Annotated in this window: 24 protein-coding genes; 17 read left to right on the plus strand and 7 right to left on the minus strand. The window is 68.0% G+C overall.

Going from position 1 to position 23,791, the window contains the following annotated elements:
• Positions 1-78: 78 nt before the first annotated feature.
• Genes AC6EUL_RS07405 through AC6EUL_RS07415 form a run of 3 tightly spaced genes read right to left on the minus strand, consistent with a single transcriptional unit; the run spans position 79 to position 3,160 of the window.
• Positions 79-1,860, minus strand: a complete 1,782-nt coding sequence (locus tag AC6EUL_RS07405) for an ABC-three component system protein (RefSeq protein ID WP_103711556.1) — start codon at positions 1,858-1,860, stop codon at positions 79-81.
• Positions 1,857-2,111: an ABC-three component system middle component 6 gene (locus AC6EUL_RS07410; RefSeq protein WP_103711557.1), complete on the minus strand. Its 255-nt coding sequence runs from the start codon at positions 2,109-2,111 to the stop codon at positions 1,857-1,859. Before AC6EUL_RS07410 ends, AC6EUL_RS07405 begins: the two co-directional genes overlap by 4 nt.
• Positions 2,108-3,160 (minus strand): ABC-three component system protein, encoded by a 1,053-nt coding sequence (locus tag AC6EUL_RS07415; RefSeq protein ID WP_146056442.1) that lies wholly within the window; start codon positions 3,158-3,160, stop codon positions 2,108-2,110. Before AC6EUL_RS07415 ends, AC6EUL_RS07410 begins: the two co-directional genes overlap by 4 nt.
• A 165-nt stretch (positions 3,161-3,325) precedes the next feature.
• Between AC6EUL_RS07415 and AC6EUL_RS07420 the strand changes: the two genes are divergently transcribed.
• Positions 3,326-3,880, plus strand: a complete 555-nt coding sequence (locus AC6EUL_RS07420) for a metallophosphoesterase (protein WP_103711559.1) — start codon at positions 3,326-3,328, stop codon at positions 3,878-3,880.
• A gap of 39 nt (positions 3,881-3,919) precedes the next feature.
• Here the strand turns inward: AC6EUL_RS07420 and arsH are convergent, their stop codons facing one another.
• Complete coding sequence (gene arsH, locus AC6EUL_RS07425; RefSeq protein ID WP_103711560.1) at positions 3,920-4,672, minus strand: arsenical resistance protein ArsH; 753 nt, start codon at positions 4,670-4,672, stop codon at positions 3,920-3,922.
• A 50-nt stretch (positions 4,673-4,722) separates the two neighbouring features.
• Here arsH and AC6EUL_RS07430 point away from each other — a divergent pair, with 50 nt between their 5' ends.
• From AC6EUL_RS07430 to AC6EUL_RS07485, 12 genes are all read left to right on the plus strand, one after another.
• Positions 4,723-5,082 carry an ArsR/SmtB family transcription factor gene (locus AC6EUL_RS07430; protein WP_181017412.1) on the plus strand — a complete coding sequence of 120 codons (360 nt, stop codon included), beginning with the start codon at positions 4,723-4,725 and terminating at the stop codon, positions 5,080-5,082.
• Positions 5,075-5,602 (plus strand): arsenate reductase ArsC, encoded by a 528-nt coding sequence (locus AC6EUL_RS07435; RefSeq protein WP_103711562.1) that lies wholly within the window; start codon positions 5,075-5,077, stop codon positions 5,600-5,602. The genes AC6EUL_RS07430 and AC6EUL_RS07435 overlap by 8 nt, the downstream gene beginning before the upstream one ends.
• Positions 5,602-6,027, plus strand: a complete 426-nt coding sequence (arsC, locus tag AC6EUL_RS07440) for an arsenate reductase (glutaredoxin) (protein WP_103711563.1) — start codon at positions 5,602-5,604, stop codon at positions 6,025-6,027. The genes AC6EUL_RS07435 and arsC overlap by 1 nt, the downstream gene beginning before the upstream one ends.
• 36 nt (positions 6,028-6,063) lie before the next feature.
• The gene (locus AC6EUL_RS07445) at positions 6,064-7,359 is read left to right on the plus strand and encodes an arsenic transporter (protein WP_103711564.1); all 1,296 of its coding nucleotides are present in this window, start codon (positions 6,064-6,066) and stop codon (positions 7,357-7,359) included.
• Positions 7,360-7,366: 7 nt separating this feature from the next.
• On the plus strand, positions 7,367-8,539 hold the full coding sequence (locus tag AC6EUL_RS07450; protein ID WP_103711565.1) for an MFS transporter: 1,173 nt from the start codon (positions 7,367-7,369) through the stop codon (positions 8,537-8,539).
• A gap of 101 nt (positions 8,540-8,640) precedes the next feature.
• Positions 8,641-9,027 (plus strand): ArsR/SmtB family transcription factor, encoded by a 387-nt coding sequence (locus AC6EUL_RS07455; RefSeq protein WP_103711566.1) that lies wholly within the window; start codon positions 8,641-8,643, stop codon positions 9,025-9,027.
• Positions 9,024-10,004, plus strand: a complete 981-nt coding sequence (locus tag AC6EUL_RS07460; RefSeq protein ID WP_103711567.1) for an arsenic resistance protein — start codon at positions 9,024-9,026, stop codon at positions 10,002-10,004. Before AC6EUL_RS07455 ends, AC6EUL_RS07460 begins: the two co-directional genes overlap by 4 nt.
• Before the next feature lie 288 nt (positions 10,005-10,292).
• Complete coding sequence (locus AC6EUL_RS07465) at positions 10,293-10,664, plus strand: hypothetical protein (protein WP_103711596.1); 372 nt, start codon at positions 10,293-10,295, stop codon at positions 10,662-10,664.
• Between the two features lie 82 nt (positions 10,665-10,746).
• Positions 10,747-11,142: a FixH family protein gene (locus AC6EUL_RS07470; protein WP_103711568.1), complete on the plus strand. Its 396-nt coding sequence runs from the start codon at positions 10,747-10,749 to the stop codon at positions 11,140-11,142.
• Complete coding sequence (locus AC6EUL_RS07475; RefSeq protein ID WP_103711569.1) at positions 11,139-12,641, plus strand: efflux RND transporter periplasmic adaptor subunit; 1,503 nt, start codon at positions 11,139-11,141, stop codon at positions 12,639-12,641. Before AC6EUL_RS07470 ends, AC6EUL_RS07475 begins: the two co-directional genes overlap by 4 nt.
• Entirely contained in the window at positions 12,638-15,805 is a 3,168-nt protein-coding gene (locus tag AC6EUL_RS07480) for an efflux RND transporter permease subunit (protein WP_103711570.1), read from the plus strand. Before AC6EUL_RS07475 ends, AC6EUL_RS07480 begins: the two co-directional genes overlap by 4 nt.
• Positions 15,806-15,822: 17 nt before the next feature.
• Positions 15,823-16,299 (plus strand): DUF411 domain-containing protein, encoded by a 477-nt coding sequence (locus tag AC6EUL_RS07485; RefSeq protein ID WP_103711597.1) that lies wholly within the window; start codon positions 15,823-15,825, stop codon positions 16,297-16,299.
• A gap of 7 nt (positions 16,300-16,306) precedes the next feature.
• On the opposite strand, the gene AC6EUL_RS07490 is transcribed toward AC6EUL_RS07485, so the two are convergent.
• From AC6EUL_RS07490 to AC6EUL_RS07500, 3 genes are all read right to left on the minus strand, one after another.
• Positions 16,307-16,543, minus strand: a complete 237-nt coding sequence (locus tag AC6EUL_RS07490) for a hypothetical protein (RefSeq protein ID WP_103711571.1) — start codon at positions 16,541-16,543, stop codon at positions 16,307-16,309.
• Positions 16,543-16,749, minus strand: coding sequence for a hypothetical protein (locus AC6EUL_RS07495; protein ID WP_103711572.1), 207 nt, complete (start codon positions 16,747-16,749; stop codon positions 16,543-16,545). The genes AC6EUL_RS07490 and AC6EUL_RS07495 overlap by 1 nt, the downstream gene beginning before the upstream one ends.
• A gap of 166 nt (positions 16,750-16,915) precedes the next feature.
• Entirely contained in the window at positions 16,916-17,656 is a 741-nt protein-coding gene (locus AC6EUL_RS07500; RefSeq protein ID WP_103711573.1) for an NYN domain-containing protein, read from the minus strand.
• 368 nt (positions 17,657-18,024) lie between these two features.
• Here AC6EUL_RS07500 and AC6EUL_RS07505 point away from each other — a divergent pair, with 368 nt between their 5' ends.
• From AC6EUL_RS07505 to AC6EUL_RS07520, 4 genes are all read left to right on the plus strand, one after another.
• A complete protein-coding gene (locus AC6EUL_RS07505; protein WP_103711574.1) occupies positions 18,025-18,234 on the plus strand; it encodes a heavy-metal-associated domain-containing protein in 210 nt (69 codons plus the stop codon).
• Between the two features lie 92 nt (positions 18,235-18,326).
• Complete coding sequence (locus AC6EUL_RS07510; protein ID WP_103711575.1) at positions 18,327-18,800, plus strand: hypothetical protein; 474 nt, start codon at positions 18,327-18,329, stop codon at positions 18,798-18,800.
• Between the two features lie 90 nt (positions 18,801-18,890).
• A complete protein-coding gene (locus tag AC6EUL_RS07515) occupies positions 18,891-20,630 on the plus strand; it encodes an efflux RND transporter periplasmic adaptor subunit (RefSeq protein WP_103711598.1) in 1,740 nt (579 codons plus the stop codon).
• Positions 20,631-20,642: 12 nt separating this feature from the next.
• Positions 20,643-23,789 (plus strand): efflux RND transporter permease subunit, encoded by a 3,147-nt coding sequence (locus AC6EUL_RS07520; RefSeq protein ID WP_103711576.1) that lies wholly within the window; start codon positions 20,643-20,645, stop codon positions 23,787-23,789.
• Positions 23,790-23,791: the final 2 nt, after the last annotated feature.

A 23,791-nucleotide genomic window follows, 5' to 3' on the forward strand; every position in this document is an offset into this window, starting at 1 on the left:
TAGGGGCGCGAGAAGCCCGGAGGTCATCGCAGTCCCCGTACCGCTTTTCTGGGGCACGGGGACTGCGCTGTCACGACGTCACCTCGTGTCGAAGCGGATGCCGAACAGGCCGCCGGTCTCGTCGTCAGACAGGCGCGGCCGGAGCACGGCCGCGTCAAGGTCGATCTCGCTTCCCAGGTCGAGGACGTCGAGCACCTCCGAGTTCAGGGCGATGATGTATTGCCCGCCCCGAGACACGGTCGTTCGGTGGCCGAGGGCGATGGCGGTGCGAACCTGGCGGGGGTCAACGCCGTCGAAAAGGTGGCTGTCGTGGACGAGGAGCCCAGGGCCTCCGTTGAACCGTTCCGCGGCGGTCTCGTAGAGCATCAGGTCGAAGCAGAAGATCTCCATGCGGTCGATCCCGCCCCGGTTCCCGTCGCCCTGGATGCTGATGCGGAACTCAGGCCCCTTGGGCGTCGCCTCGACGATGAGGTTGCCGTACCGGTCGTCGTAGAGCTCGGTGATCGAGCGGTCGATCATGAGGGTGGCCGAACGAAGGGCATCGCCCCGCTCCCGATGATCGGCCTGAAGACGTTGCAGGAGGGATGCGCGCTCCTGCAGCAAGAGGGACTTTTTGCCTTCGAGGATTTCCGCGTTCCTGAGCTTTTCGCGCAGGAGCTCGACCTCGCTGCCGAGGGTGCCGATCTCCTCGGCCATCATCGTGAAATCTTCCAGAGCGCCCTTGCCGGCTATTTCGGCCATGATCGCGCTCTGGCTCTCGTCCAGGGCGGTCATCTCGGCGTCGACCAAGGCCAAGCTCGCGCGGGTTTCCGAGATCTGCCCCCCGAGATGGACGCGTCGATTCTCGGAAACCGACCTCTGGAAGCTGGCGACGTCGTCCATCTTGGCCAGGACGATGCCGGGCAACTGGACGTCGGCGGCGCGGTAGAGGCGTTCGAGGGCGGCGTATTCCGGGGCCCTTTCCTCGGCGACCGCCGCCTCAAGGTGGGCGATGGTCTGAAGTGCGCGCATACGCTCGAAGCCGAGCGACTGGATGCGGCGTCGGGCGGTCGCGGCTTCCGCGGCGCGTTCCCGGTAATTCTCGGCGACCTCGAACGCGGCGATGGCGGCCCTGAGGCGTTCGATCCTGGCCTCGATCCTCTGGATCTCGGGCCGGATCTCCCCGACGCTTCCAAACAGCTTGCCGAAGGCGCCTTCCTTGATCGCCTTCCGTAGGTCGGCCAGGGCGGCGGTGGAAACCTTGAGCTGTTCGATGGCCCGCGGGATGCGCCAGTCCAGGCCGATGAGGTAGGACAGGTTGACTTGCCAGTCGTAGGCGTTCTGCTTCTCGTGCTGGCGTACCGGCACAGCGAACGCGCCTCCGGCGTTGCGTCGGATGAAGTAGCTTACGAGCGAGCGGAAGCCCGGCACAAAGGATTGCTCGAACTCGGTGCCCTTAGGGTCCCTGGGCAGGCCAAACCAGTAGTGGCCGAGGATCTCGCGCCACCGCTCAACGGTAAGGTAGGCCGCCTCCGACTTGTCCCGCGTCAGCGGGGCGGCGATCTTGGCGGCATCCTCCTCCAGGAGAAGCATCCGGTTTGCGTCGGCACCGCTGCGCGACACGGTGATCTCGTGAGGACCGAGCCGGAGTCTGGCGTGGAATGTGAACGCGAACAGGGCGGGCGACTGGAAGATCGACGACTTTCCGGCGGCCGAGCCAAGCAGGAAGTGCATGACCTCGATCACGCTGGTCTTGCCGGCGCTGTTGCGGGTCTGCCTTTCCGTGGACGCGTCGGTACGGTCGGCGAGGACGACGTTGAGACCTTCGTGGAAGGTGAGCCCCTTGAAGCCCGGCAGGTCGCTGGTGAGGGATAGGATCATGGCTTGCGCTCGGCCCGCACGAGCAGGCCCTCGTCGTTCAGGTCGAGGGCGCCAAGGGCCCTGAGCAGGCACATGGCCAGCACGAACCAGTCGAACGGCAGCACGGCGCTGTCGGGGCGCGACGCGCGGTTCTTCCGTACCCCGTCCCACGCCTCGGAAACGGTCATCGGTCGGGTAAGGATTTCGAGGATGTCCGCGCCGACGCCGATGAGGGCCCGATCCTGGCTGAGGTGTTTGCTCGGCAGGATCATCCGAACACCCCTTCGTCGGCAACTTTGTCTTTGAAGATGGTGCACCGGACGAAGAGGTAGGAGAGCAAGCTCCAGGCGGCCACGTCCATCTCGACCGCGACCGGACCGTGGCCGACGATGTTGCTGTAAAGCTTCATCATGATGTCATCGGGTTCGAGGCCCTGGAGGTCGAGATCGACGTACTGTCGCCTGAACTCGTTGGCGATGGTCATCGCCATAAGCGGGACCGGGTGGCCCTCGATCTCCCTCTTTACGATGCGCTCGTTCAGGCCGCCCATGGCGATCTTACGCTGGATGGCTCCCGACAAGCCGTTCGTCCGGAGCTTGCCTACCGGTACGTCGCGTCGCTCGTCGTCTTCCGGCAGTTCCTCAAGGGTACCCTGGGCGATGGCATCGATGACGGCTACCACTTCAGGAGCCTGGATATTGCGGAAGTCCTCGGCCGTAACCTCGCGTCCGAGCAGGCCGGTCACCTGGTAGGACTCCAAGGACATGATGTGGGCCTCGAAGGTCGCCCAGCCGAAGACTGCGATACGGTGATGCGGGTTGGCGGCCTGCAGCGCGTCGATCCGGGCAAGCGGCGTCGTGCCCATCCCGAGGATGAAGTTGTTGACGATGTGCCAGACCTTCATGTCGGGCCAGTGCCCTGCCGCTCCGACGTAGTCCTCGTCGATCTTGGCCGCCAGTCGGGCATTCACGGCCTTGACCTTCGCACCGCCGTTCTCAGCCCCGTAGCACTGGAAGATCTCGTGCCCGGGGCGAAGGTAACCATCGCACTTCCGATCACCGAGCGAGCCCTCAAGCGCGGGCCTCATGAAGGCGTCGGGGTGACGGAGTTCCATCATTCGACAGAAGAACTCCTGGAAGTGGTTGCCGGTCAGGCGCCGCAGCGTGAGCTCCAGCATGTCCGAGAGGGCGAGCCGTTGCTCAGGAGGGATCGGCATGGCTGCGTTCGTACAATCACGGGCGGATTCGTTGGGGGTCAAGCGTAGCAGCCGGCGTTGAAACCCGCGAGCGCCAGAAACACCGACGGGCGGGATGACGGTCATTCCCGTGGATCCCGTTGGGCGAACCCTTGCGAGGGGACGCAAGCGGTGCGATCGACACTGCGCAACAGGAGCGCCGAGCCGATGAAAACCAGGGACGTCCACCCTTCCCGCTAACTTCGGAGCGCTGCGTCCCGTACGAGGCCTCCGTCATTTCGGAGGCAAAGAATGCCAAGGACGCTCTTCTGCGCGGACACCCATTTCGGACACCGCGGGATTCTCGGTCCACGGATGGCCCGACCGCGTCCGTTCGAGACCATCGAGGCGCACGACGAGGCCCTGGTCGCCGCCTGGAACAAGGCCGTTCGACCTGACGACATCGTCTGGCTCCTCGGGGACTTCGCCTACAAGTGCAGCCTCGACTACGCCGCATCCATCCAGGCGCGACTGAACGGACGCATCCACCTCGTTCGGGGCAACCACGACCACGGCCTGGGCGAACGTCTCGAATGGGCGGGACCCGTCGTCGACGTCCAAAGGGTCTTCGTCCAGGACCCGGGCATGCCCCGGCGGGTCGCCCTGTGGGTCAGCCACTATTCGCACGTGACGTGGCCCCATGCCTGGCACGGCGACCTTCACGTCTACGGCCATTCCCACGGTGCCATTCCGGCCACCCGGACAAGCCTCGACGTCGGCGTCGATTGCTGGGAGTTGGCTCCGGTCACGTTGATCCGGATCATGGAAAGGATGGCGGAAGCCCCGGCATCCCGCCCGTCAGGCTGATGTCACGCACGAGATAGGCGGCCCATCCGTCCAACCCGGTCACGAAGGTCGTTTTACGAACCCGATGTCGACCGCCACGGCCTTGAGGCGCTCAGGCTCGCGCTCTTTCCGTTCGGAGTAGCGGTCGACGAGATAGGAGGAACGCTCGCGGGTCAGGAGCGTGAACCTGACCAGTTCCTCACAGACGTCGACCACCCGGTCGTAGAGCGGCCCCGGCTTCATCCGACCGGCGTCATCGAACTCCTTGTAGGCCATGGGCACCGAGGACTGGTTGGGGATGGTGATCATCCGCATCCAGCGCCCGAGGATGCGTAGGCCGTTGACGGCGTTGAACGACTGCGAACCGCCGGAGACCTGCATCACCGCTAGGGTCCGGCCTTGTGTCGGGCGCACCGAGCCCTCCGACAGGGGGAGCCAGTCGATCTGGCTCTTGATCACCCCGGTCATGTTGCCGTGACGCTCGGGACTGACCCAGACATGCCCCTCGGACCAGATCGAGAGGTCGCGCAGTTCCTGGACCTTGGGGTGGTCAGCGGTCGCGTCGTCCGGCAACGGCAGGCCGTGCGCGTCGTAGATCCGCACCTCGCCGCCCATCGCCTCCAGGAGGCGTGCGGCCTCGTAGGCTAGGAAGCGGCTGAACGACCGCTCCCGGAGCGAGCCATACAGGATCAGGAAGCGTGGGGCGTGGGTGAACGGTGCCTGCACCTGCAGGTCGGTCGCCGTCGGCACTACGAAGTGCCCCTCGCTGATGTTGGGCATTCCGTCGGCGAAGAGCTGTTGCGGCTTGTCCAAGACGTTTCGTTCCTCTACATTTCAATGATGGTTGAGATATTGACATCATGATGGACGAACGGCAAGCCGTCGCCGCCTTTGCAGCCCTCGGCCAGGAGCACCGCCTGCGCGTCGTACGCCAACTCGTGACCGCCGGCCCCGAAGGCATGGCGGCCGGCGCGCTGGCCGAGGCGGTCGGCGTGTCAGGGACCAACCTGTCGTTCCACCTCAAGGAGCTCTCGCATTCCGGGCTGGTCACGTCCCGGCGCGAGGGTCGCTCGATCATCTACAGCGCGGCCTACCCGGACCTGTCCGAGCTCATCCAATTCCTGATGCGCGATTGCTGCCAGGGCCGACCCGAGGTCTGCGCCCCCGCCGTCGCGGCCCTCGCCGCCTGTTGCCTGCCTACCGGAGACACCGCCCATGCCTGACCACGTCTACAACGTCCTGTTTCTCTGCACCGGCAACTCCGCTCGCTCGATCCTGGCGGAGTCCATGCTCAACAAGGAGGGCCAGGGACGCTTCCGGGCCTTCTCCGCTGGCAGCCAGCCCAAGGCGGACGTGAACCCGCTCGCCGTTCAGGTTCTGAGCGAGACGGAATACCCGACCGAGGGGCTGCGCTCGAAGTCCTGGGACGAGTTCGCCGGCCCCGATGCGCCGGTCATGGATTTCGTCTTTACGGTCTGTGACAACGCCGCCGGCGAGGCCTGCCCCTACTGGCCCGGCCAGCCGGTGACGGCTCACTGGGGCATCGAAGACCCCGCCTCGGTCGAGGGTACGGACCTGGAGCGCAAGACGGCCTTCGTGACCGCGCAGCGCTACCTCAAGAACCGCATCTCGGCCTTCGTGGCGTTGCCGCTGGCCAGCCTCGATGGGGTCGCCCTGTCCGCTAAGGTGCGCGAGATCGGCCAGCAGGCCGGCGCCACCTCGCCCCGCGCGGAGGTCGCGTGATGGACGTCGTCATCTACCACAACCCGGATTGCGGCACGTCCCGCAACACCCTGGCCTTCATCCGCAACGCCGGCATCGAGCCGCACGTGGTCGAGTACCTGAAGACGCCGCCGAACCGGCTCCTGGTGCGACAGCTTGCCGAACGCGCCGGCGTCACGGTCCGCGATCTCCTCCGCGAGAAGGGAACGCCCTACGCCGATCTCGGGCTCTCGGACCCGAGCCTGACGGACGATCAGCTTCTCGACGCCATCGCCGAGCACCCGATCCTGCTGAACCGCCCCCTGGTGGTGAGCCAGAAGGGCGTCGCCCTGTGCCGGCCCTCGGAGAAGGTCCTCGACCTCCTGCCGGCCCAGCAGGGCGAGTTCGTCAAGGAGGACGGCGAGCGCGTCGTCGACGCGCACGGGCGCCGCGTCGCCACCGCCTGATCCGCTCCACGTACCCAAGAACAAGAAACGGTCCCGATGCTCGCGCTCGCCATCTTCGTGGTCACCCTCGTCTTCGTCATCTGGCAGCCGAAGGGTTTCGGGATCGGATGGAGCGCCCTCATCGGGGCCGCTGTGGCGCTCGCCACCGGGGTCATCAGCCCCGGTGACATCCCTGTGGTCTGGCACATCGTCTGGGACGCCACCTTCACCTTCGTGGCGCTGATCATCATCTCGCTGCTCCTCGACGAAGCCGGCTTCTTCCATTGGGCGGCGCTCCACATCGCCCGCTGGGGCGGCGGCCGGGGACGCCTGCTGTTCCCACTGGTCATCCTGCTCGGGGCGGCCATCGCGGCGGTGTTCGCCAATGACGGGGCGGCCCTCTTGCTCACCCCCATCGTGCTCGCGATCCTGCTCCGGCTGGACTTCAAGCCGGCGGCGGCGCTGGCCTTCATCGTCGCCTGCGGGTTCGTGGCAGACTCGACAAGCCTACCGTTGGTGATCTCGAACCTCGTCAACATCGTCTCGGCAAACTTCTTCGACATCACCTTCAGCCGTTATGCGGCCGTGATGGTGCCTGTGAACCTGGTCTCGCTCGCCGCGACCCTGGTGGTGCTGTGGCTGTTCTACCGGCGCGACCTTCCAGCCACCTACCCGGTGGCCGAGCTCGAAGCGCCGCGCCACGCGATCAAGGACCCACTGGTCTTCCGAGCGGCCTTCCCGCTCCTTGGTCTGCTTCTGGTCGCCTACTTCGTGACGGCACCGTTCGGCGTGCCGGTCTCGGTCGTCACCTGCGCGGGGGCGCTCGTCCTCCTGGCGCTGGCCAACCGCAGCCGGGTCATCCCCATCCGCAAGGTCCTGACCGGGGCCCCCTGGCAGATCGTCCTGTTCAGCCTCGGCATGTACCTCGTGGTCTACGGCCTGAAGAATGCCGGGCTGACCGACTACCTGGCGCAGGGGCTTGTCTGGCTCTCGGGCTTTGGCCCATTCGTCGCCACCATCGGGACCGGGTTCGCCGCCGCCATCCTATCCTCAGTGATGAACAACATGCCGAGCGTGCTCGTGGGTGCGCTCTCCATCCAGCAGGCTCCAGATCTCTCGCCCCTGATGCGCGAGCTCATGGTCTACGCCAACGTCATTGGCTGCGACCTCGGCCCGAAGTTCACCCCCATCGGGAGTCTGGCGACCCTGCTCTGGCTGCACGTGCTCGACACCAAGGGCCAGCACATCACCTGGGGCCAGTACATGCGGGTGGGTCTGGTCATCACGCCACCGGTGCTACTCGTCACACTGGCCGCCCTGGCGCTCTGGCTCCCCATGCTCGGGGCTCGGTAGCGCGCCGATGGCCTCGGCTCGCCGCTGGCCCGTGATCTCGGCTCTGGGCGTCGTCCAGATCCTGACCTGGGGCTCTTCGTTCTACCTGCTTTCGGTGCTGGCCGCTCCGATGACGCAGGACACGGGATGGCCCTTTGGATGGGTCATCGGCGGCCTGTCCCTTGGGCTCCTCGTCGCGGGCTTGGTCTCGCCACGGGTCGGAGCGTTCATCGGGGAGCACGGCGGCCGGCCGGTGCTGGCCTTCGCCGCCATTGCCCTGGCGCTGGGCCTGACGGGCCTTGCACTGGCCCCGAACGTTGCGGCTTACCTGGCGGCTTGGCTTCTCGTCGGTCTGGGCATGGGCACCGGACTCTACGATCCGGCCTTCGCCACCCTCGGGCGTCTCTACGGTGCCGAGGCCAGGCCAGCCATCACCACGCTTACCCTGTGGGGCGGTTTCGCCAGTACGGTATGCTGGCCGCTCTCGGCGTTCCTGATCGAGCAGGTGGGTTGGCGGGGGACCTGCCTCGCCTATGCCGGGCTGCACCTCTCGGTCACGTTGCCCCTCGTTCTGCTCGTGATCCCCAAGCCGCCCATACGTATCGTCACACGACTGGCAGGCGCGAACCCCGCCATCCGGCTTGAGGGACGGGAGCGTCGTGCATTCCTCCTCATGGCAGGGGTGCTGACCCTCGGGGGCACGGTGATGGCCATGGTCTCGGTGCACCTCATCACCCTGCTCCAGGCCCGTGGTGTGGCTCTCACCTCGGCCGTTGCCTACGGCGCCCTGATCGGACCGGCACAGGTAGGCGCGCGCATCGTCGAGATGGCTGGCAAGGGCCGGCACCATCCCCTCTGGACCCTGACCGCCGCCATGATCCTGGTGGTCTTGGGGGTCGCGATGCTGACGGCCGGCCTACCCTTGGTCGGGCTGGCGCTGGTCCTCTACGGGGCCGGCAACGGGATCTATTCGATTGCACGGGGTACGGTCCCCCTGGCCCTGTTCGGTCCCGAGCGCTACGCCGCGCTCGTCGGCCGGCTCGCCCGTCCAGGGCTGGTGGCGCAGGCGCTGGCACCCTCCGTCGGAGCCGTGGTCCTGGCCCAAGGTGGCGCGAACGCCACCTACGCCCTGCTCAGCGTCCTCGCCGTAGCGAACGTCGCGCTTGCCCTATCCCTCTGGCGCGTCCGGCCCCGAACCTAGCAAGCCGACGGTTGCCGTGACCCAGTCCCCGATCAAATCCTTGCCTTCGAACCGGTTCATGCCTATCGACGCTTAAACGATTCCACAAAGGTTTAAGTGTCGTGCAAGAGAAGCAAGCGCTCGATGGCTTCGCCGCCATCGCGCAGGAGACCCGCCTACGCATCATCCGCCTGTTGGTCACCGCCGGCGCGGACGGCATGGCGGCCGGTGCCATCACCGAGGCCATCGCGGGCGCCTCGGCGCCGCGCATCTCGTTCCATCTCAGCCACCTTGAGAACGCCGGCCTCGTGGTCGGCCGACGGGAGGGGCGGTCGATCATCTACAGCGCGGTGTTCACGGCCCTGTCCGACCTGGTGGCCTTCCTGATGCGCGATTGCTGCGAGGGACACTGCGAGGTCTGCGACCGAGCCATCGCCCTGTTCGCCCGGTGCACGGGCCGGCCGCAAACGATGTCCGGGTCCCCCAGGATCGCTTGCGAGGAACCATGAGCAACCTGCGTGATACCCTCGAAGGCAACCAGATCGGGATCTACTTCGCGGCCATCGGCGCCGCTGCGCTGATCGCCCTGACGCTGCCCGGCACCACGGCCCTTGAGGTCGGGATCAACCCGGCGCTGGCGCTGATGCTGTTCGTCACCTTCCTTCAGGTGCCGTTGCCTGAACTCGGAAAGGCTTTTGCGCGAGTCCGTTTCCTGGCGGCGCTCCTCGCCACGAACTTCATCGTGGTGCCCTTGCTGGTGGCCGGCCTGATCCGGTTCCTGCCCGAAGCCCCCATGCTGCGGCTGGGCGTGCTCATGGTCCTCCTCACGCCGTGCATCGACTACGTCGTGACCTTCGCCCATCTTGGTCGGGCCGACGCCAAGGTGCTGCTGGCCTCCACCCCGGCGTTGCTGATCGCGCAGATGCTGCTGCTGCCGGTCTACCTGAATGTCTTCCTCGGCGAGGACGCCGCCAGGTTCGTCCAGGTCGGTCCGTTCGTGCATGCCTTCTTCTGGTTGATCGCCGTCCCTCTTGGGCTCGCCGCCGCCGTGCAGCTCTGGGCCGGACGCAGCCCTGCCGGGCAACGGATGGCTACGGGCCTCGGACTCCTGCCGGTGCCGGCGACCGCGCTGGTCCTGTTCGTGGTGATCGCGTCCGTCCTGCCCCAGCTCGGACCCGCCCTCGACGATGCCCTACGAGTGGTCCCCGTCTACGTCGCCTTCGCCGTGGCTGCCCCGCTGCTGGGTTGGGCTGTCGGGCGCGCGTTCCGCCTGGATGCCCCCACCGTCCGCACGCTGGCCTTCAGCGCCGCCACCCGAAACTCCCTGGTGGTCCTGCCGCTGGCGTTTGCGGTTCCGGGTGCCGTGCCACTCCTGCCCGCCGTCATCGTCACGCAGACGCTGGTCGAACTCCTCAGCGAACTCGCCTACGTCCGCCTGATGCCCAGGCTCGGCCCAACGGCGGCGTCGCCGGTCCCGGCCGTCTAGGTCGACCCCGATGAGACGGCGGAGCGTACCCGTGATCCCACATCGCCACCGTCTCGTGGTGATCTCGGCCCTTGGCTCGATCCAATTCCTGACCTGGGGGGCCTCGTTCTACCTGCTGTGCGTGCTCGCCAACCTGATATCGGAGGACACGCGGTGGCCTCTGAGATGGGTCATCGGGGGCCTGTCCCTCGGCTTCCTCGTCGCGGGTTTGGTCCCTCCGCGGGTGGGGCTTTCGTCAGGTAGTCCCTGTCCCTTCCGCGCCGACACGCGATGTGGCATCGTCCGTTCGTGACCTTTTGGCTCGCCCTTCGGCGGTTGCTACCGCTCCTGGCGGTACTCGGCCTCGCCCTTGCGCCGGTGACCGCATCTGCGGCCGCCGCGGGCATGCGCGCTCCGAAGGCCGATCAGCGTCACGCCATGGCGATGCCCGACGAGGCCATGGACGAGATGCCGTGCTGTCCCAAGGAGCGGTTAAACATGCCCGATTGCTCCAAGGGCTGCCCCCTGATGGCGCTCTGCCTGGCGAAGGTCGCCACCGGGCTGCCGGTCGCCGTCGGACTTCCGGGCCGCGTTGCCGGCGTCGAGGGGCCGACCTGGGGCGTCACTGCCTCCTTCGACAGCCTGTCGCAAGGGCCGCCCACCGAGCCTCCCCGAGCCTGAACCCGATGCCGCCGGCGCCTGCGCCGGCAGATCCCGCGCGCCTGAAGGCCCGGGTCCCATCGTTTTCAGGAGATCATCCACCGTGTCCAAGACATCGTTTTCGCGCGCCCTCACGGCTGCGCTGCTCGGCCTCGCCCTCACCGCCGCCGCCCGGGCCGACACCCAGGACTACGAGTTCCAACTCGTGAAGGACGAGGCGAAGCAGGGTGAGGCCATCCTCGACGTCCGCCTCGTCGACAAGCGCACGTCCAAGCCCGTGCCGAACGCCGTCATCTTCGCCAAGCGCATCGACATGGCGCCCGACAGCATGGAGGAGATGACCTCCAAGATCGAGCAGCTCCCCTCGCCGGAGCCCGGCATCTACCGGTTCAAGGCGAAGCTGACGATGGCCGGCGGCTGGCGTCTCTCGCTCGGAGCCAAGGTTCAGGGCGAGACCGGCACCGTCGAGAACAAGCTGGTGTTCAAGGCCACCAAGTGAGCCGGTCGGCATGGGCAGCCGGGACCCTCGCCGCGCTCGCGGCGGGGGTTTTGGGGTATGGCGCGGGGCATGAGGGCAGTCCCGTGCCGGCGCTCGTCCAGCAGGCGCGGACCGGGTTCGCCCATTGGCTGCCGGGAACCCGGCAGCCCTCTTCGGTGCCCGCTCGGGTCCCGGCCAGGGCGACGGGACCAGTCGTCTACTACCAGGACCCGGACGGGAAGCCGGACTACGCCGCGGAGCCCAAGCGCACGGCGGACGGTCGAGACTATCGCGCCGTCCACGCCAGCGAGGACGTGCGCTTCGACGAACCCGACGAGGCGGAGGCAATGCCCGACGCCGGGCACGGCGACATGGCCATGGCTCAGGCCACGCCCCCTGCAAGCGCCCGCAAGGTGCGCTTCTACCGGAACCCGATGGGCCTTCCGGACACCTCGCCGATTCCGAAGAAGGACTCGATGGGAATGGACTACCTCCCCGTCTACGAGGAGGAGGACACCGACGACGGCACCGTGAAAATCTCGCCCGGTAAGCTCCAGCGCACCGGGGTCCGGACGGCGGTCGCCGAGCGACGCGTCCTGTCGATGCCGGTGCGCGCGCCCGGCGCCATCGAGGAGGACGAGCGCCGGATCTCGGTGATCGCGATGCGCACCGACGCCTTCATCGAGAAGGTCGAGGCCGTCACCACGGGCGACCACGTCCGCAAGGGCCAGCCGCTCCTGCGCCTGTTCTCGCCGGAGATGAACGCGGCCGCCGCGCAGTACCTCACCGGCATCGGCTACGAGGGCGCCCGTCGGCGCCTGGAGAACCTCGGCATCCCGCCCGAGGTCATCGACGAGATCGAGCGATCCCGAAAAGTGCCCTCGACTATCACGTGGTCGGCGCCCCGCGACGGCGTCGTGGTCGAGCGCAACGTCTCGGACGGGATGCGCGCCAAGTCCGGCGACACACTGTTCAAGCTCGTCGACCATTCCCGGGTCTGGGTCCTGGCCGACGTGACCGAACGCGACCTGGCGGCCGTGGCGGAGGGCCAGACGGCGACCGTGCGCGCCCGGACGTTTCCGGATCGCGTCTTCACCGGCGCGGTGACCCGGATCTACCCGCACCTCGCCATGGGGACCCGGACCGCCCGCCTGCGCATCGAGCTGCCCAACCCGAACGGCGACCTGCGCCCGGGCATGTTCGCCGATGTGACGATCGCCACGGGCAGCGACAAGCCGGTGGTGGCGGTGCCCGACGACGCGGTCATCGACACCGGCACGAAACAAGTCGTCCTGCTCGACAGGGGCGAGGGCCGCTTCGAGCCGAGACCGGTCAGGCTCGGCACCCGTGGCGACGGCTACGTCGAGATCCGCGACGGCATCGCCGCGGGCGAGCGGGTGGTGACGTCGGCCAACTTCCTCATTGATGCCGAGAGCAACCTGAAGGCGGCCCTCCAAGGTCTTTCCGAGCCGAAGCCCGATCCCGGGCCGCAAGCCGCCGCCGAGGGGAAGGCGCCATGATCGCCCGTCTCATCGCCTGGTCGGCGAGGAATCTGGTGCTCGTCCTGATCGGGACCGTTTTTGCCGTCGGAGCGGGGCTCTACGCCCTGAAAACCCTGCCGCTCGACGCGATCCCGGACCTCTCGGACGTCCAGACCATCGTCTACACCGAGTACCCCGGGCAGGCGCCCCAGGTCATTGAGGACCAGGTCACCTACCCGCTGACCACCGCCATGCTGACGGTGCCCCGGTCGAAGGTCGTGCGCGGCTTCTCGTTCTTCGGGGTGTCGTTCGTCTACGTCATTTTCGAGGACGGCACCGACCCGTACTGGGCCCGCAGCCGGGTGCTCGAATACCTGAACACCGTGGCCAAGCGCCTTCCGGCCGGCGTGACCCCGACCCTGGGACCGGACGCGACTGGGGTCGGCTGGGTCTACCAGTACGTCGTGGTGGCTAAGGAACGGACGCTGGCCGAGCTCCGCTCGCTCCAGGACTGGGTCGTGCGCTTCGGGGCGTCGCGTGCCGAGGGCGTGGCGGAGGTCGCGGGCGTCGGCGGCTTCGTGAAACAGTACAACGTCGTCGTGGACCCGAGCCGGCTCCGGGCGCAGGGCATCACCCTGTCGAAGCTCCGGGACGCGATCCGGTCGAGCAACGCCGACGTCGGCGGCCGCACCGTCGAGCTCTCCGAGTTCGAGTTCGTTGTCCGTGGCCGCGGGTATCTCAAGACCGTCGCCGACATCGAGAGCATCGTCCTGAAGACCGAGGCGGGCACCCCGCTGCGGGTGAAGGACGTGGCTCGGGTCGAGCTCGGTCCCGACGAGCGCCGCGGCATCACCGAGATGAACGGCGACGGCGAGGTCGCCGGCGGGATCGTCCTGCAGCGGTTCGGGGCCAACGCTCTGAACGTCATCGAGAACGTGAAGGCGCGCCTTTCCGAAGTCGCCGCCAGCCTGCCCAAGGGCACGGAGATCCTGCCGGTCTACGACCGCTCGCACCTGATCGAGGCGGCCATCGAGACCCTAAAGGGCACGCTGATCGAGGAGAGCGTCATCGTCGCCCTCGTCTGCGTCGTGTTCCTGCTCCACGTCCGCAGCGCGCTGGTTGCGATCCTGATGCTGCCGGTCGGCATCCTAATGGCGTTCGCGGGCATGAAGGCCCTGGGGCTCGGGGCCAACATCATGAGCCTGGGCGGCATCGCCATCGCGGTCGGCGCCATGATCGACGCCGCCATCGTGATGATCGAGAACGCCCACAAGCACCTGGAGCGGGCGCCGCCGGACAAGCCCCGGGTCGAGATCCTGATCGAGGCCGCGGGCGAGGTGGGGCCGTCGCTGTTCTTTAGTCTCCTCATCATCACGGTGAGCTTCCTGCCGATCTTCACCCTGGAGAGCCAGGAGGGGCGCCTGTTCGGGCCGCTGGCCTTCACCAAGACGTTCGCGATGGCGGCGGCGGCGGTGCTGTCCCTGACCCTCGTCCCGGCGCTGATGGTCCTGTTCGTCCGCGGCCGGATCATCCCCGAGCGCCGCAACCCGGTGAACAGGCTCCTGATCTGGCTCTACCGGCCCCTCATCGCAGGCGTCCTGCGGGCACGGGTGCTCACCATCCTGCTGGCCGTGGTCGTCCTGGCGGCGACGGCGTGGCCGGCGAGCCGGCTCGGCTCCGAGTTCATGCCCGACCTCGACGAGGGCACCTTGATGTACATGCCCACCACGCTGCCGGGCATCTCGGTGACCAAGGCCGGTGACCTGCTCGCCACCCAGGGCCGCATCATCAAGTCCTTCCCCGAGGTGGCCTCGGTCTACGGCAAGGCCGGTCGGGCCAACACCGCGACCGACCCGGCGCCGTCCGAGATGTTCGAGACCATCGTCAACCTGAAGCCGAAGGCGGAGTGGCGACCCGGCGTCACGACGGTGAGCCTGAAGGCCGAGATGGACGCCGCGCTCCAATTTCCCGGGGTCTCGAATGCCTGGACCCAGCCCATCCGCGCCCGCATCGACATGCTCTCGACCGGCATCCGTACGCCGGTCGGGATCAAGGTGCTGGGGACGGACCTCACCGAGATGGAGAAGGTCGCCCGCCAAGTCGAGGCGGTGGTGAAGGCGGTCCCGGGCACGTCGAGCGCCTACGCCGAGCGCGTCCAGGGCGGCTACTTCCTCGACATCACCCCCGACCGCGAGGCGCTGGGCCGGTACGGCCTGACCGTCGGCGACGTGCAGGACGTGATCGGGATGGCGCTCGGCGGCGAGAGCGTGACCAACACGGTCGAGGGACGTGAGCGCTACACCGTCAACGTGCGCTACCCGCGCGCCTTCCGCTCCGACCCGCGGTCCATCGCCTCCGAGGTTCAGGTGTCGATCCCGAGCGGGGGGACGGTGCCCCTCGGCGAGGTCGCCAAGGTGCAGTTGAACCGCGGCCCGACGCAGATCCGAACCGAGAACGGGCAACTCGCGGTCTTCATCTACGTGGACGTCGCCGGTCGCGATCTCGGGGGCTACGTCGCCGAGGCGCGGGCGGCGGTGGCCAACGAGGTCAGGCTCCCCCAAGGCACCCTGGTGCAGTGGAGCGGTCAGGTCGAGTACCTCGACCGAGCGACGGCCCGGCTCAAGGTCGTGGTGCCGCTGACGCTGCTAATCGTGTTCCTGCTGCTCTACCTCAACTTCCGTCGGCTCACCGAGACGCTCATCGTCATGCTGTCGTTGCCCTTCGCCCTCGTCGGCGGGGTCTGGCTGATGTGGTGGATGGGCTTCAACCTGTCGGTGGCGGTGGCGGTGGGTTTCATCGCGCTGGCCGGCGTCGCCGCGGAGACCGGCGTGATCATGCTGGTCTACCTCGACCACGCGCTCGCCGAGGTGCGCGCCGATTGCGAACGCGACGGGCGGACGTTCACCCGCGACGACCTGCGGCGGGCGATCATGGTCGGCGCGGTCGAGCGGGTGCGCCCGAAGATGATGACGGTGGTGGCCATCATGGCCGGCCTCCTGCCCATCCTGTGGAGCATCGGCTCCGGCTCGGAGGTGATGCAGCGGATCGCGGTTCCCATGATCGGCGGCATGGTATCGTCGACCATCCTGACCCTCCTGGTGATCCCGGCGGTCTACGGGCTGGTGAAGGGATGGGGACTGCCGAGATCCGACATGCGGCCGGAATCCGTCGAAGGGCACACGATGTTCCTGGCCGCCGAATGAGAGGGGAAATCCAAATGATGAACGGGACGACGATAACATCGCGACGCGCCCTGGTGCTGGGCCTGGCGGCGTCGGTAGTCTTCGGGCGCCACGCCACGGCGCAGGACCTTCCGACCGTGGCCGTGACCAAGGACCCGACCTGCGGCTGTTGCGAGAAGTGGGTCGCCCACCTTCGCGAGAACGGTTTCACGGTGACCGTCACGGAAGGACCGGTGAACCCGCTCAAGGTCCGCCTCGGGGTGCCACGGGACCTCGCTTCCTGCCACACCGCCCAGGTCGGCGGCTATGTCGTGGAGGGGCACGTCCCGGCCGGGGCGATCAAGCGGCTCCTGGCGGAGAGGCCCCAGGGCACGGGACTGGCCGTTCCCGGCATGCCTGTCGGCTCCCCTGGGATGGAGGTCGAGGGCATGGAGCCCGATACCTACGAGGTGGTGCTGTTCGGGCCGGCAGCACGCAGCACCTTCGCGCGGTACAGCGGCGGCACTGCCATCTGAGACGCGGCTACAGCCTCTGAATGGGAAGGGGCGGCCTGATGCCGAGCCAACGATTTACGAAGATGTCGTCGACCACGTCCGCATCGACGACCATCACGCCACCCACCGCGTCGACGAGCGGCAGCATGAACACCTGACCGTCGCTGGTGAACCACCCGGAGCCGTTCACGTAGGTGTCGCCCGCGAACTCGCAGCCGACGGACATGAGGAAGGCGACGAGATCGGTCTCGCGGTAGGAGGCCATCAGCAGTGGGCGAGGCGTTCCTTGACCACGCGCATGCTTGCCCGCCGGTCCTTCATTCGCTCGATCATGTCGAGGGCGTCGGGGACGCCGGCCAGGGCCCTGTCCGGGTCGGGGTGCGAGACATGCAGTTCCGGCACGTCGGGAGAGGTGATCACGAACTCCGTCCCGACCTTCCGCTGAACGAGTTTGATGCCCTCGGCGCGCATTGCCGCTCACGCTCCCTGCTGCGTTCGTAAGATGCGCCTCAACGGCCGGTATATCAATCCGCAAAGGCCCATGCCGGTTCGCCAAGCTCCAGCAAGGTCCTAACACATCGCTTCATCTGAAACGATGAGGGGCCCGGGAGGATCCCTGGTAGTCACATGAGGGGATTCACCGCCCAAGCGACACGCCAAGCCTCGGCGCCGCTTGCCCGTTCGACTTCGCGGGCGACTTCGGTCGCTCGTCCCACATGACGTAGCCGGGCGGTGGGTCGTACTCGTGCGGGCGCAGGACGGCGGCCTGCCCCTCGACGGAGACCAACCCGGGAAACAGCGCCCGCTCGATGTGGTCCCGGTTAAGCGCGATCTTGTGCGCCGTGTGCGAGAGGATGTGCTGTGAGTGCGTCCGGCCCGGAGGGCTCACGCTGACGAGCCTCTTTCCCGGGAAACGCCTGGCGAAGAGCTGGGCGGTCGCAGCCTGGTCCGTATCCGCGGTCAGCAGGTAGGCGGTATCCATGACGTCGTGGACCGCATCGTCGTAGACGCTCAGGGCCAGGTTGATGTCCGTCGCCTTCTCGGTCGGCTTCTGCCAGGTGGAGCCGCAGTCCCTGCACCTGGCGTCCTCACGGCTGAAGTGTCCGAGGATGGTCTCGACGCCGACGAGTTTCAGGGCCTTGACCAGGCGTTCGTGGCGGACCTTCTTGCTGTGGTCCCCGGGGTAGTAGGCCGTGCAGAACACGACGCGGACGAGCGTCTCGGTCTGGCGCGGCAGGATGGTTTCCCCCAACTTCCAGAAGTTGCACCACTTCAGGAACGGCTCTCCTAAGTCATTGACGGAGTGGTATAAATTGAAACCATCGATGTAGAGTGCGGCCCGGATCTTGGATTTTTCGGCTTGACTATCCGACCCCATGCACTCATATCCGATCCGTCAACGCTGAACGGTGCGCCGCCAGCAACCCACGGGCTCCGGCCCGTGTGAAGCCCACAGGTTCCAACCTGTGGGCTTCTTTGTTCCCGATGTCTTTCTATGGTTCCTTCGCCTCTCATGGAACCTGTTTTTATCTGGCGCGTGACCGCTCCGGCGGACCAGGTTCCGAGGCTGGAACGGTCATGATCGTAGGTGCCGTCGCCATCCCGCTTCATGCGGTGGGAAGCTCCGGGGTGCCCCCCGGCTGCAGTCTCTCTTACGGACCCCTCGGCCCTGACATCGTCCCCTTGACCTTCCCACCATGGGAAGCCCCATATCGGCGTGACGTCACTCCAAAGAGGGGAACCGTCATGATCCGGCTCAAGGTCACTCGAATGAACTGCGGCGGCTGCGCCAGGTCCGTCACGCGAGCGGTCCTGGGCGTCGACCCGAATGCCACCGTCGACATCGACCTGGGCGGCGGCATCGTCTCCATCGCGTCGGCCTCGGATGCGACGCGGTTCGCCGACGCTGTCCGTTCCGCGGGCTATGGCGCCGAGCCGCTGAACGCCGCGGCTTGAACGAAGGACAAGTGGAAACAATATCGGCGCTCGGCCATTTGTGTCCCGGGGCGAGTATTCCTCGGCCCATCGAAACGGTGTAAGCAATCTTGATGAGACCCGACCGGCAACTCGTGCGCCTGATGGCGGCGATGATCGTGATGATCATCGCCTACGTCGCGCCGTCTGCCGTCCAGGCTCACGAAGGCCATCATCACGGTGGCCATGACCATGCCGCCATGACGCGGGCGGCCAAGGCGTCGGTCGCGCCGCTGGCGGCCCCCGCACCGCGCGACGTCGGTCGGTCGGCGGCTGCCGTCGATGCCACGCCCGTGCTGCTCAAGGCCGCGGTTCCCGCCCGGGTCGCCATCCTCCAGTCCGAGGACGCGGGTCGGGGTTGCTGCCCCGGTCCCTGCAAGGGCACATGCTGCGGGACGATGTCCTGCTGCGTTCCCGGCATCCTCTCAGCTCCAATGACCATGCCGACCCTTGCCTTCGGGCACGTCGTCCTGGTCACGCACGACGTCGACGGCCGCTCCGGCCTCGGCCCCGAGGCCCTGCCCAGGCCCCCACGAACCCTCGCGTAACGAACGGCGCGCCAAGGGCGCGCAACGGTCGGATTCCGTCCGCAAGCCGCGGATGTGCGTCCGGTGTTCGAACGCGAGGATGCCTCTTCCATGTCTTTTCGTATTGCCGCCGCCCTTGGCGCGGCGTGGCTGGCCGTCGCTTCGCTGGCGGGTCCCGCACGTGCCCATGAGGGGCACGACCACGGCGCACCGCCCCCGCCCGTCTCGAAGTCCATCGCCCCGCGCGGCGAGGCCGCGTCGGACGCGTTCGAGCTGACCGCCATCCCACGGGACGGGAAGGTCACGTTCTACCTCGACCACTTCCGGACCAACGAACCCGTCCGGGGTGCAGTCCTGGAGGTGGAGACGCCCGAGGGGCAGAGGACCGCCACCGAGACCGCCGAGGCGGCCTACGTGCTTCCCGCGCCCTGGCTCGCGCAGGCGGGATCGCACGACCTCCTGGTGACCGTCACCGCCGGAGAAGCGGTCGACGTCCTCACCGTCCCGCTGTCCATCCCGCAGACCCAGGCGCCCGTCGCCGCCCCGGCCGCAGCGCCGGCCGGCACCGCCATGGCCAAGGCGTCCGCCGCCGTCGCCGACCTGAAGGCCCGCCTCGTGGCCAAGGACCCCGTCCTGATGCTGACCGCGGCGGCCGCCTTCCTCCTCGGCATGCTGCTCACCGTGCTCACGCGGGGCCGGCGCAGCCTTCCCGCCGTGGCCATCATGGCGGTCGTCGTGACGCTGGCGCTCGGGAGCGTGGCCTTTGCCCATGGCGACGAGGACCACGGCGCCCCGGCCAAGGGCGAACCGGTTCAAGGCGCGGCCCTGCTCGACCCCGCGCAGCCGTCGTCCGACCTCGCCCAGCGCCTGCCCGACGGTTCGGTGTTCGTGCCCAAGCCGACCCAGCGCCTCCTGGTCCTGCGCACCACGATGACGGAGCAGGCGACGTTCCATCGGACGGTCGAGTTGCCTGGGCGCGTGATCCCGGACCCGAACGCCAGCGGCGTCGTGCAATCCTCCGTCGGCGGCCGGCTCTCGCCGCCGTCCTCGGGCCTGTTCCCGCGCCTTGGGACGACGGTGAGGAAGGGTGACGTGCTGGCCTACGTGACGCCGCCGGTGCAGGCGGTCGACGTCTCCGACATGCGCCAGCGCCAGGGCGAGCTCGACCAGCAGATCGACGTCTTCGAGCGTCGGGTGGACCGCTACCGCAAGCTCGCGACCACCGGCGCCGTCGCCCAGACGCAGCTCGACGACGCCCTCTCGGAGCTGAAGGGCCTGCAGGACCGCCGCGCAGCCCTCGACAAGGTCCGCCAGCAGCCGGAAGCCCTGGTCGCACCCGTGGACGGCGTGATCGCGCAGGCGTCCGCGGTGGCGGGCCAGATGGCCACGGCCGGCGGCATGGTCTTCCAGATCGTCGACCCGGCCCGACTCTGGGTCGAGGCCCTGAGCTTCGATGCCCTCACGCCGGCCGGGAACGCCACGGCGCGCTTCGCCGACGGGCGCACCCTGTCCCTCGTCTACCAGGGCACTGGCCTCGCCGACCGCAACCAGGCCATCCCGGTCCAGTTCGCGGTCAAGGGCAACACTTCCGGCCTGCGGGTCGGGCAGTTCCTCACCGTGCTCGCCGGCACGGACGCCGAGCAGTCCGGCCTCGCCTTGCCGCGTGCGGCCGTGGTCCGCTCCGGCAACGGGCAGGCCATCGTCTACGAGCACGTCGCCGCCGAGCGCTTCGAAGCCCGGCAGGTCCGCGTCGAGCCCCTCGACGGGACCAACGTGCTGGTCGCCGAGGGGGTGGGTGCGGGCAAGCGCATCGTCATTGAGGGCGCCGAGCTCCTCGATCAGGTCCGGTGAGGGGGCGCCGCCATGTTCAACGTCCTCGTCACGCAGTCCCTGCGCAACCGCCTGCTCGTCCTCGCGGTCGCCGCCGTCCTGATCCTGTACGGCGCCTTCACCGCCACCAAGCTGCCGGTGGACGTGTTTCCCGACCTGAACAAGCCCACGGTCACCATCATGACCGAGGCCGAGGGGCTCGCGCCGCCCGAGGTCGAGCAGCTCGTCACCTACCCCATCGAGACCCGGATGAACGGCCTGCCCGGCGTCAGCCGGGTGCGCTCGGTCTCCGGCGTCGGGCTGTCCATCGTCTACGTCGAGTTCGACTGGGGCACCGACATCTACCGGAATCGGCAGCAGATCGCCGAGCGCCTGACCCTGGTCCGCGACCAGCTTCCCCCGAACGTGACTCCGCAGATGGGTCCGATCTCCTCCATCATGGGCCAGATCCTTCTGGTGGCGGTGACCGGCGACAACGCCACCCCGATGGAGGTGCGCGAGGCCGCCGACTTCATCCTGCGGCCGCGCCTCCTCACGATCCCGGGCGTCGCCCAGGTCATTCCCATCGGCGGGGAGGTGCGCCAGTTCCGCGTCAGTCCCAACGTCGCGGCCATGCGGGCGCTGGGCGTCACGAACGCCCAGCTTGAGGCGTCGCTGACCCAGTTCGGCACCAACGCCGGCGGAGGGTTCACCGACCAGTACGCCCGCGAGTACCTCATCCGGAACATCGGCCGGACGATGAGCCTCGACGATTTGCGCAGCGTCGTGGTCGCCAACGTCGGCGACGCGCCGGTCTACCTGCGCCAGGTGGCGGACGTCTCCTTCGCCCCCAGGGTCAAGCGCGGCGACGGCGGCTACATGGGCAAGCCCGCGGTCATCGTCTCTGTCGAGAAGCAGCCCGACGTCGACACCGTCAAGCTCACGCGCGAGATCGAGGCGGCCCTGAAGGAGGTCACCGCGACCCTGCCGAACGGCATCAAGGCCGACCAGATCCTGTTCCGCCAGGCGAACTTCATCGAGACCTCCATTGCCAACGTCGAGCGCGTGCTCGTCGAGGCCATCGTGGTGGTGGCCATCGTGCTGTTCGCGTTCCTGCTGAACGTGCGCACCACGGTCATCTCGCTGACCGCCATCCCGGTCTCGATCCTGGCGACCGCCATCGCCTTCCACCTCGCCGGCCTGTCGATCAACACGATGACGCTGGGCGGGCTGGCCATCGCCATCGGCGAGCTCGTCGACGACGCCGTGGTCGACGTCGAGAACATTTTTCGACGGCTCGGCGAGAACCGGGCGGCCGGCTCGCCGCGCTCGACCTTCGAGGTCGTGGTCGCTGCGTCCTCGGAGGTGCGTTCCGGCATCGTCTACGCGACGATGATCATCGTCCTCGTGTTCGTGCCCCTGTTCGCCCTGTCCGGGATCGAGGGGCGGCTGTTCGCGCCCCTGGGGCAGGCCTACATCATCTCGATCCTGGCGAGTCTGCTGGTGTCGGTCACCTTGACGCCAGTGCTGGCCTATTACCTGCTGCCGGGGCTCAAGAGCCTTGCCGAGCACGACAGCGCCCTCCTGCGATGGTTGAAGCGTGGCAACGCCCGGCTGCTCGGGATCGCCTTCCGGCACCAGCGGGTGCTCGTTGCCACGGTGGCCATCGCGGTCGTCGCGGCCGGCATCGCCGCCTGGAACCTGCCGCGGGCCTTCCTGCCGCCCTTCAACGAGGGCTCGTTCACCGTCAACACGACGTTCAATCCGGGCATCTCGCTCGCCGAGAGCAATCGCGTCGGGTTGATCGCCGAGAAGCTGCTCCTCGACATCCCGGAGGTCGCCTCGGTCGGACGCCGCACCGGCCGGGCCGAGCTCGACGAGCACGCCGAGGGCGTCCATTCCTCCGAGATCGAGGTGGAGCTCAAGGGCGGTGGCCGGCCGAAGGACGCCGTGGTGGCCGACATCCGGCAGCGCCTGTCCCGGCTGCCGCTCTCGGTGAACGTCGGCCAGCCGATCTCGCACCGCCTCGACCACATGCTGTCCGGGGTCCGGGCGGAGCTCGCCCTGAAGATCTTCGGCGAGGACCTCGACGCCCTGCGCAGCGTGGCCAACGACCTGCGCGACCGCATGGCAAAAATCCCGGGTCTGGCCGACCTGCAGGTCGAGAAGCAGGTCCGAATCCCGCAATTGGAGATCCGGGTCGACTACACCCGGGCGGCCCTCTACGGGGTCCAGCCCTCGGCGGTGGTCGAGCAACTCAGCCGCCTCTCCAACGGGCGCGTCGTCTCGACCGTGGCCGACGGCTACAAGCGCTTCGACGTGCTCCTTCGCCTGCCGGAGCGCCAGCGCACGACGCAGGGGCTGAAGGACCTGCTGATCGAGACCCCGTCGGGGTGGGTGCCGGCACGCCAGGTCGCCGACATCCGCGAGACGGACGGGCCGAACCAGATCCTGCGGGAGAACAGCCGGCGCCGCCTCGTCGTCCAGGCCAACACCGACGGTACGAGCGACATGGCCACCATCGTGGCGGCCATCCGGCATCAGGTGTCCGAGGCCAAGCTCCCCCCGGGCTTCTTTGCAAGCCTGGAGGGGACGTTCCAGGCACAGGAGGAGGCGAGCCGGACCATCGCGGCCCTGTCCACCCTGTCCCTCGCCCTGGTCTTCGCCATCCTCTACAGCCGCTACCGCTCGGCCGTGCTGGCGCTGATCATCATGGGCAACGTGCCGCTCGCCCTCATCGGCAGCGTGCTCGCGCTGTGGCTGGTGGGGCAGCCGCTCTCGGTGGCGTCGATGATCGGGTTCATCACCCTGACGGGCATCAGCGCCCGCAACGGCATCCTGAAGATCAGCCACTACCTGAACCTGTCGCTGCACGAGGGCATGCCGTTCGGGCGCGACCTCGTGGTGCGGGGCAGCCTGGAGCGCCTGACGCCGGTGCTGATGACCGCCCTGTCGGCCGGCGTGGCCCTGGTGCCGCTGCTCTACGACGCCGCGACCCCGGGCAAGGAGATCCTGCACCCGGTCGCGGTGACCATCTTCGGCGGCCTGATCAGCGCGACCCTCCTCGACACGGTGCTGACGCCGGTCCTGTTCCTGCGCTTCGGGCGGGCGCCGTTGGAGCGCCTGCGCGCCGCGCAGGCCGAAACCCCCGATGCCCCCCGTCCGGACGGCGCGAAACCGCGTCCGGTCGAGGCGTTCTGATC

It is taken from the genome of Methylobacterium sp. 001424705 (assembly GCF_059816145.1).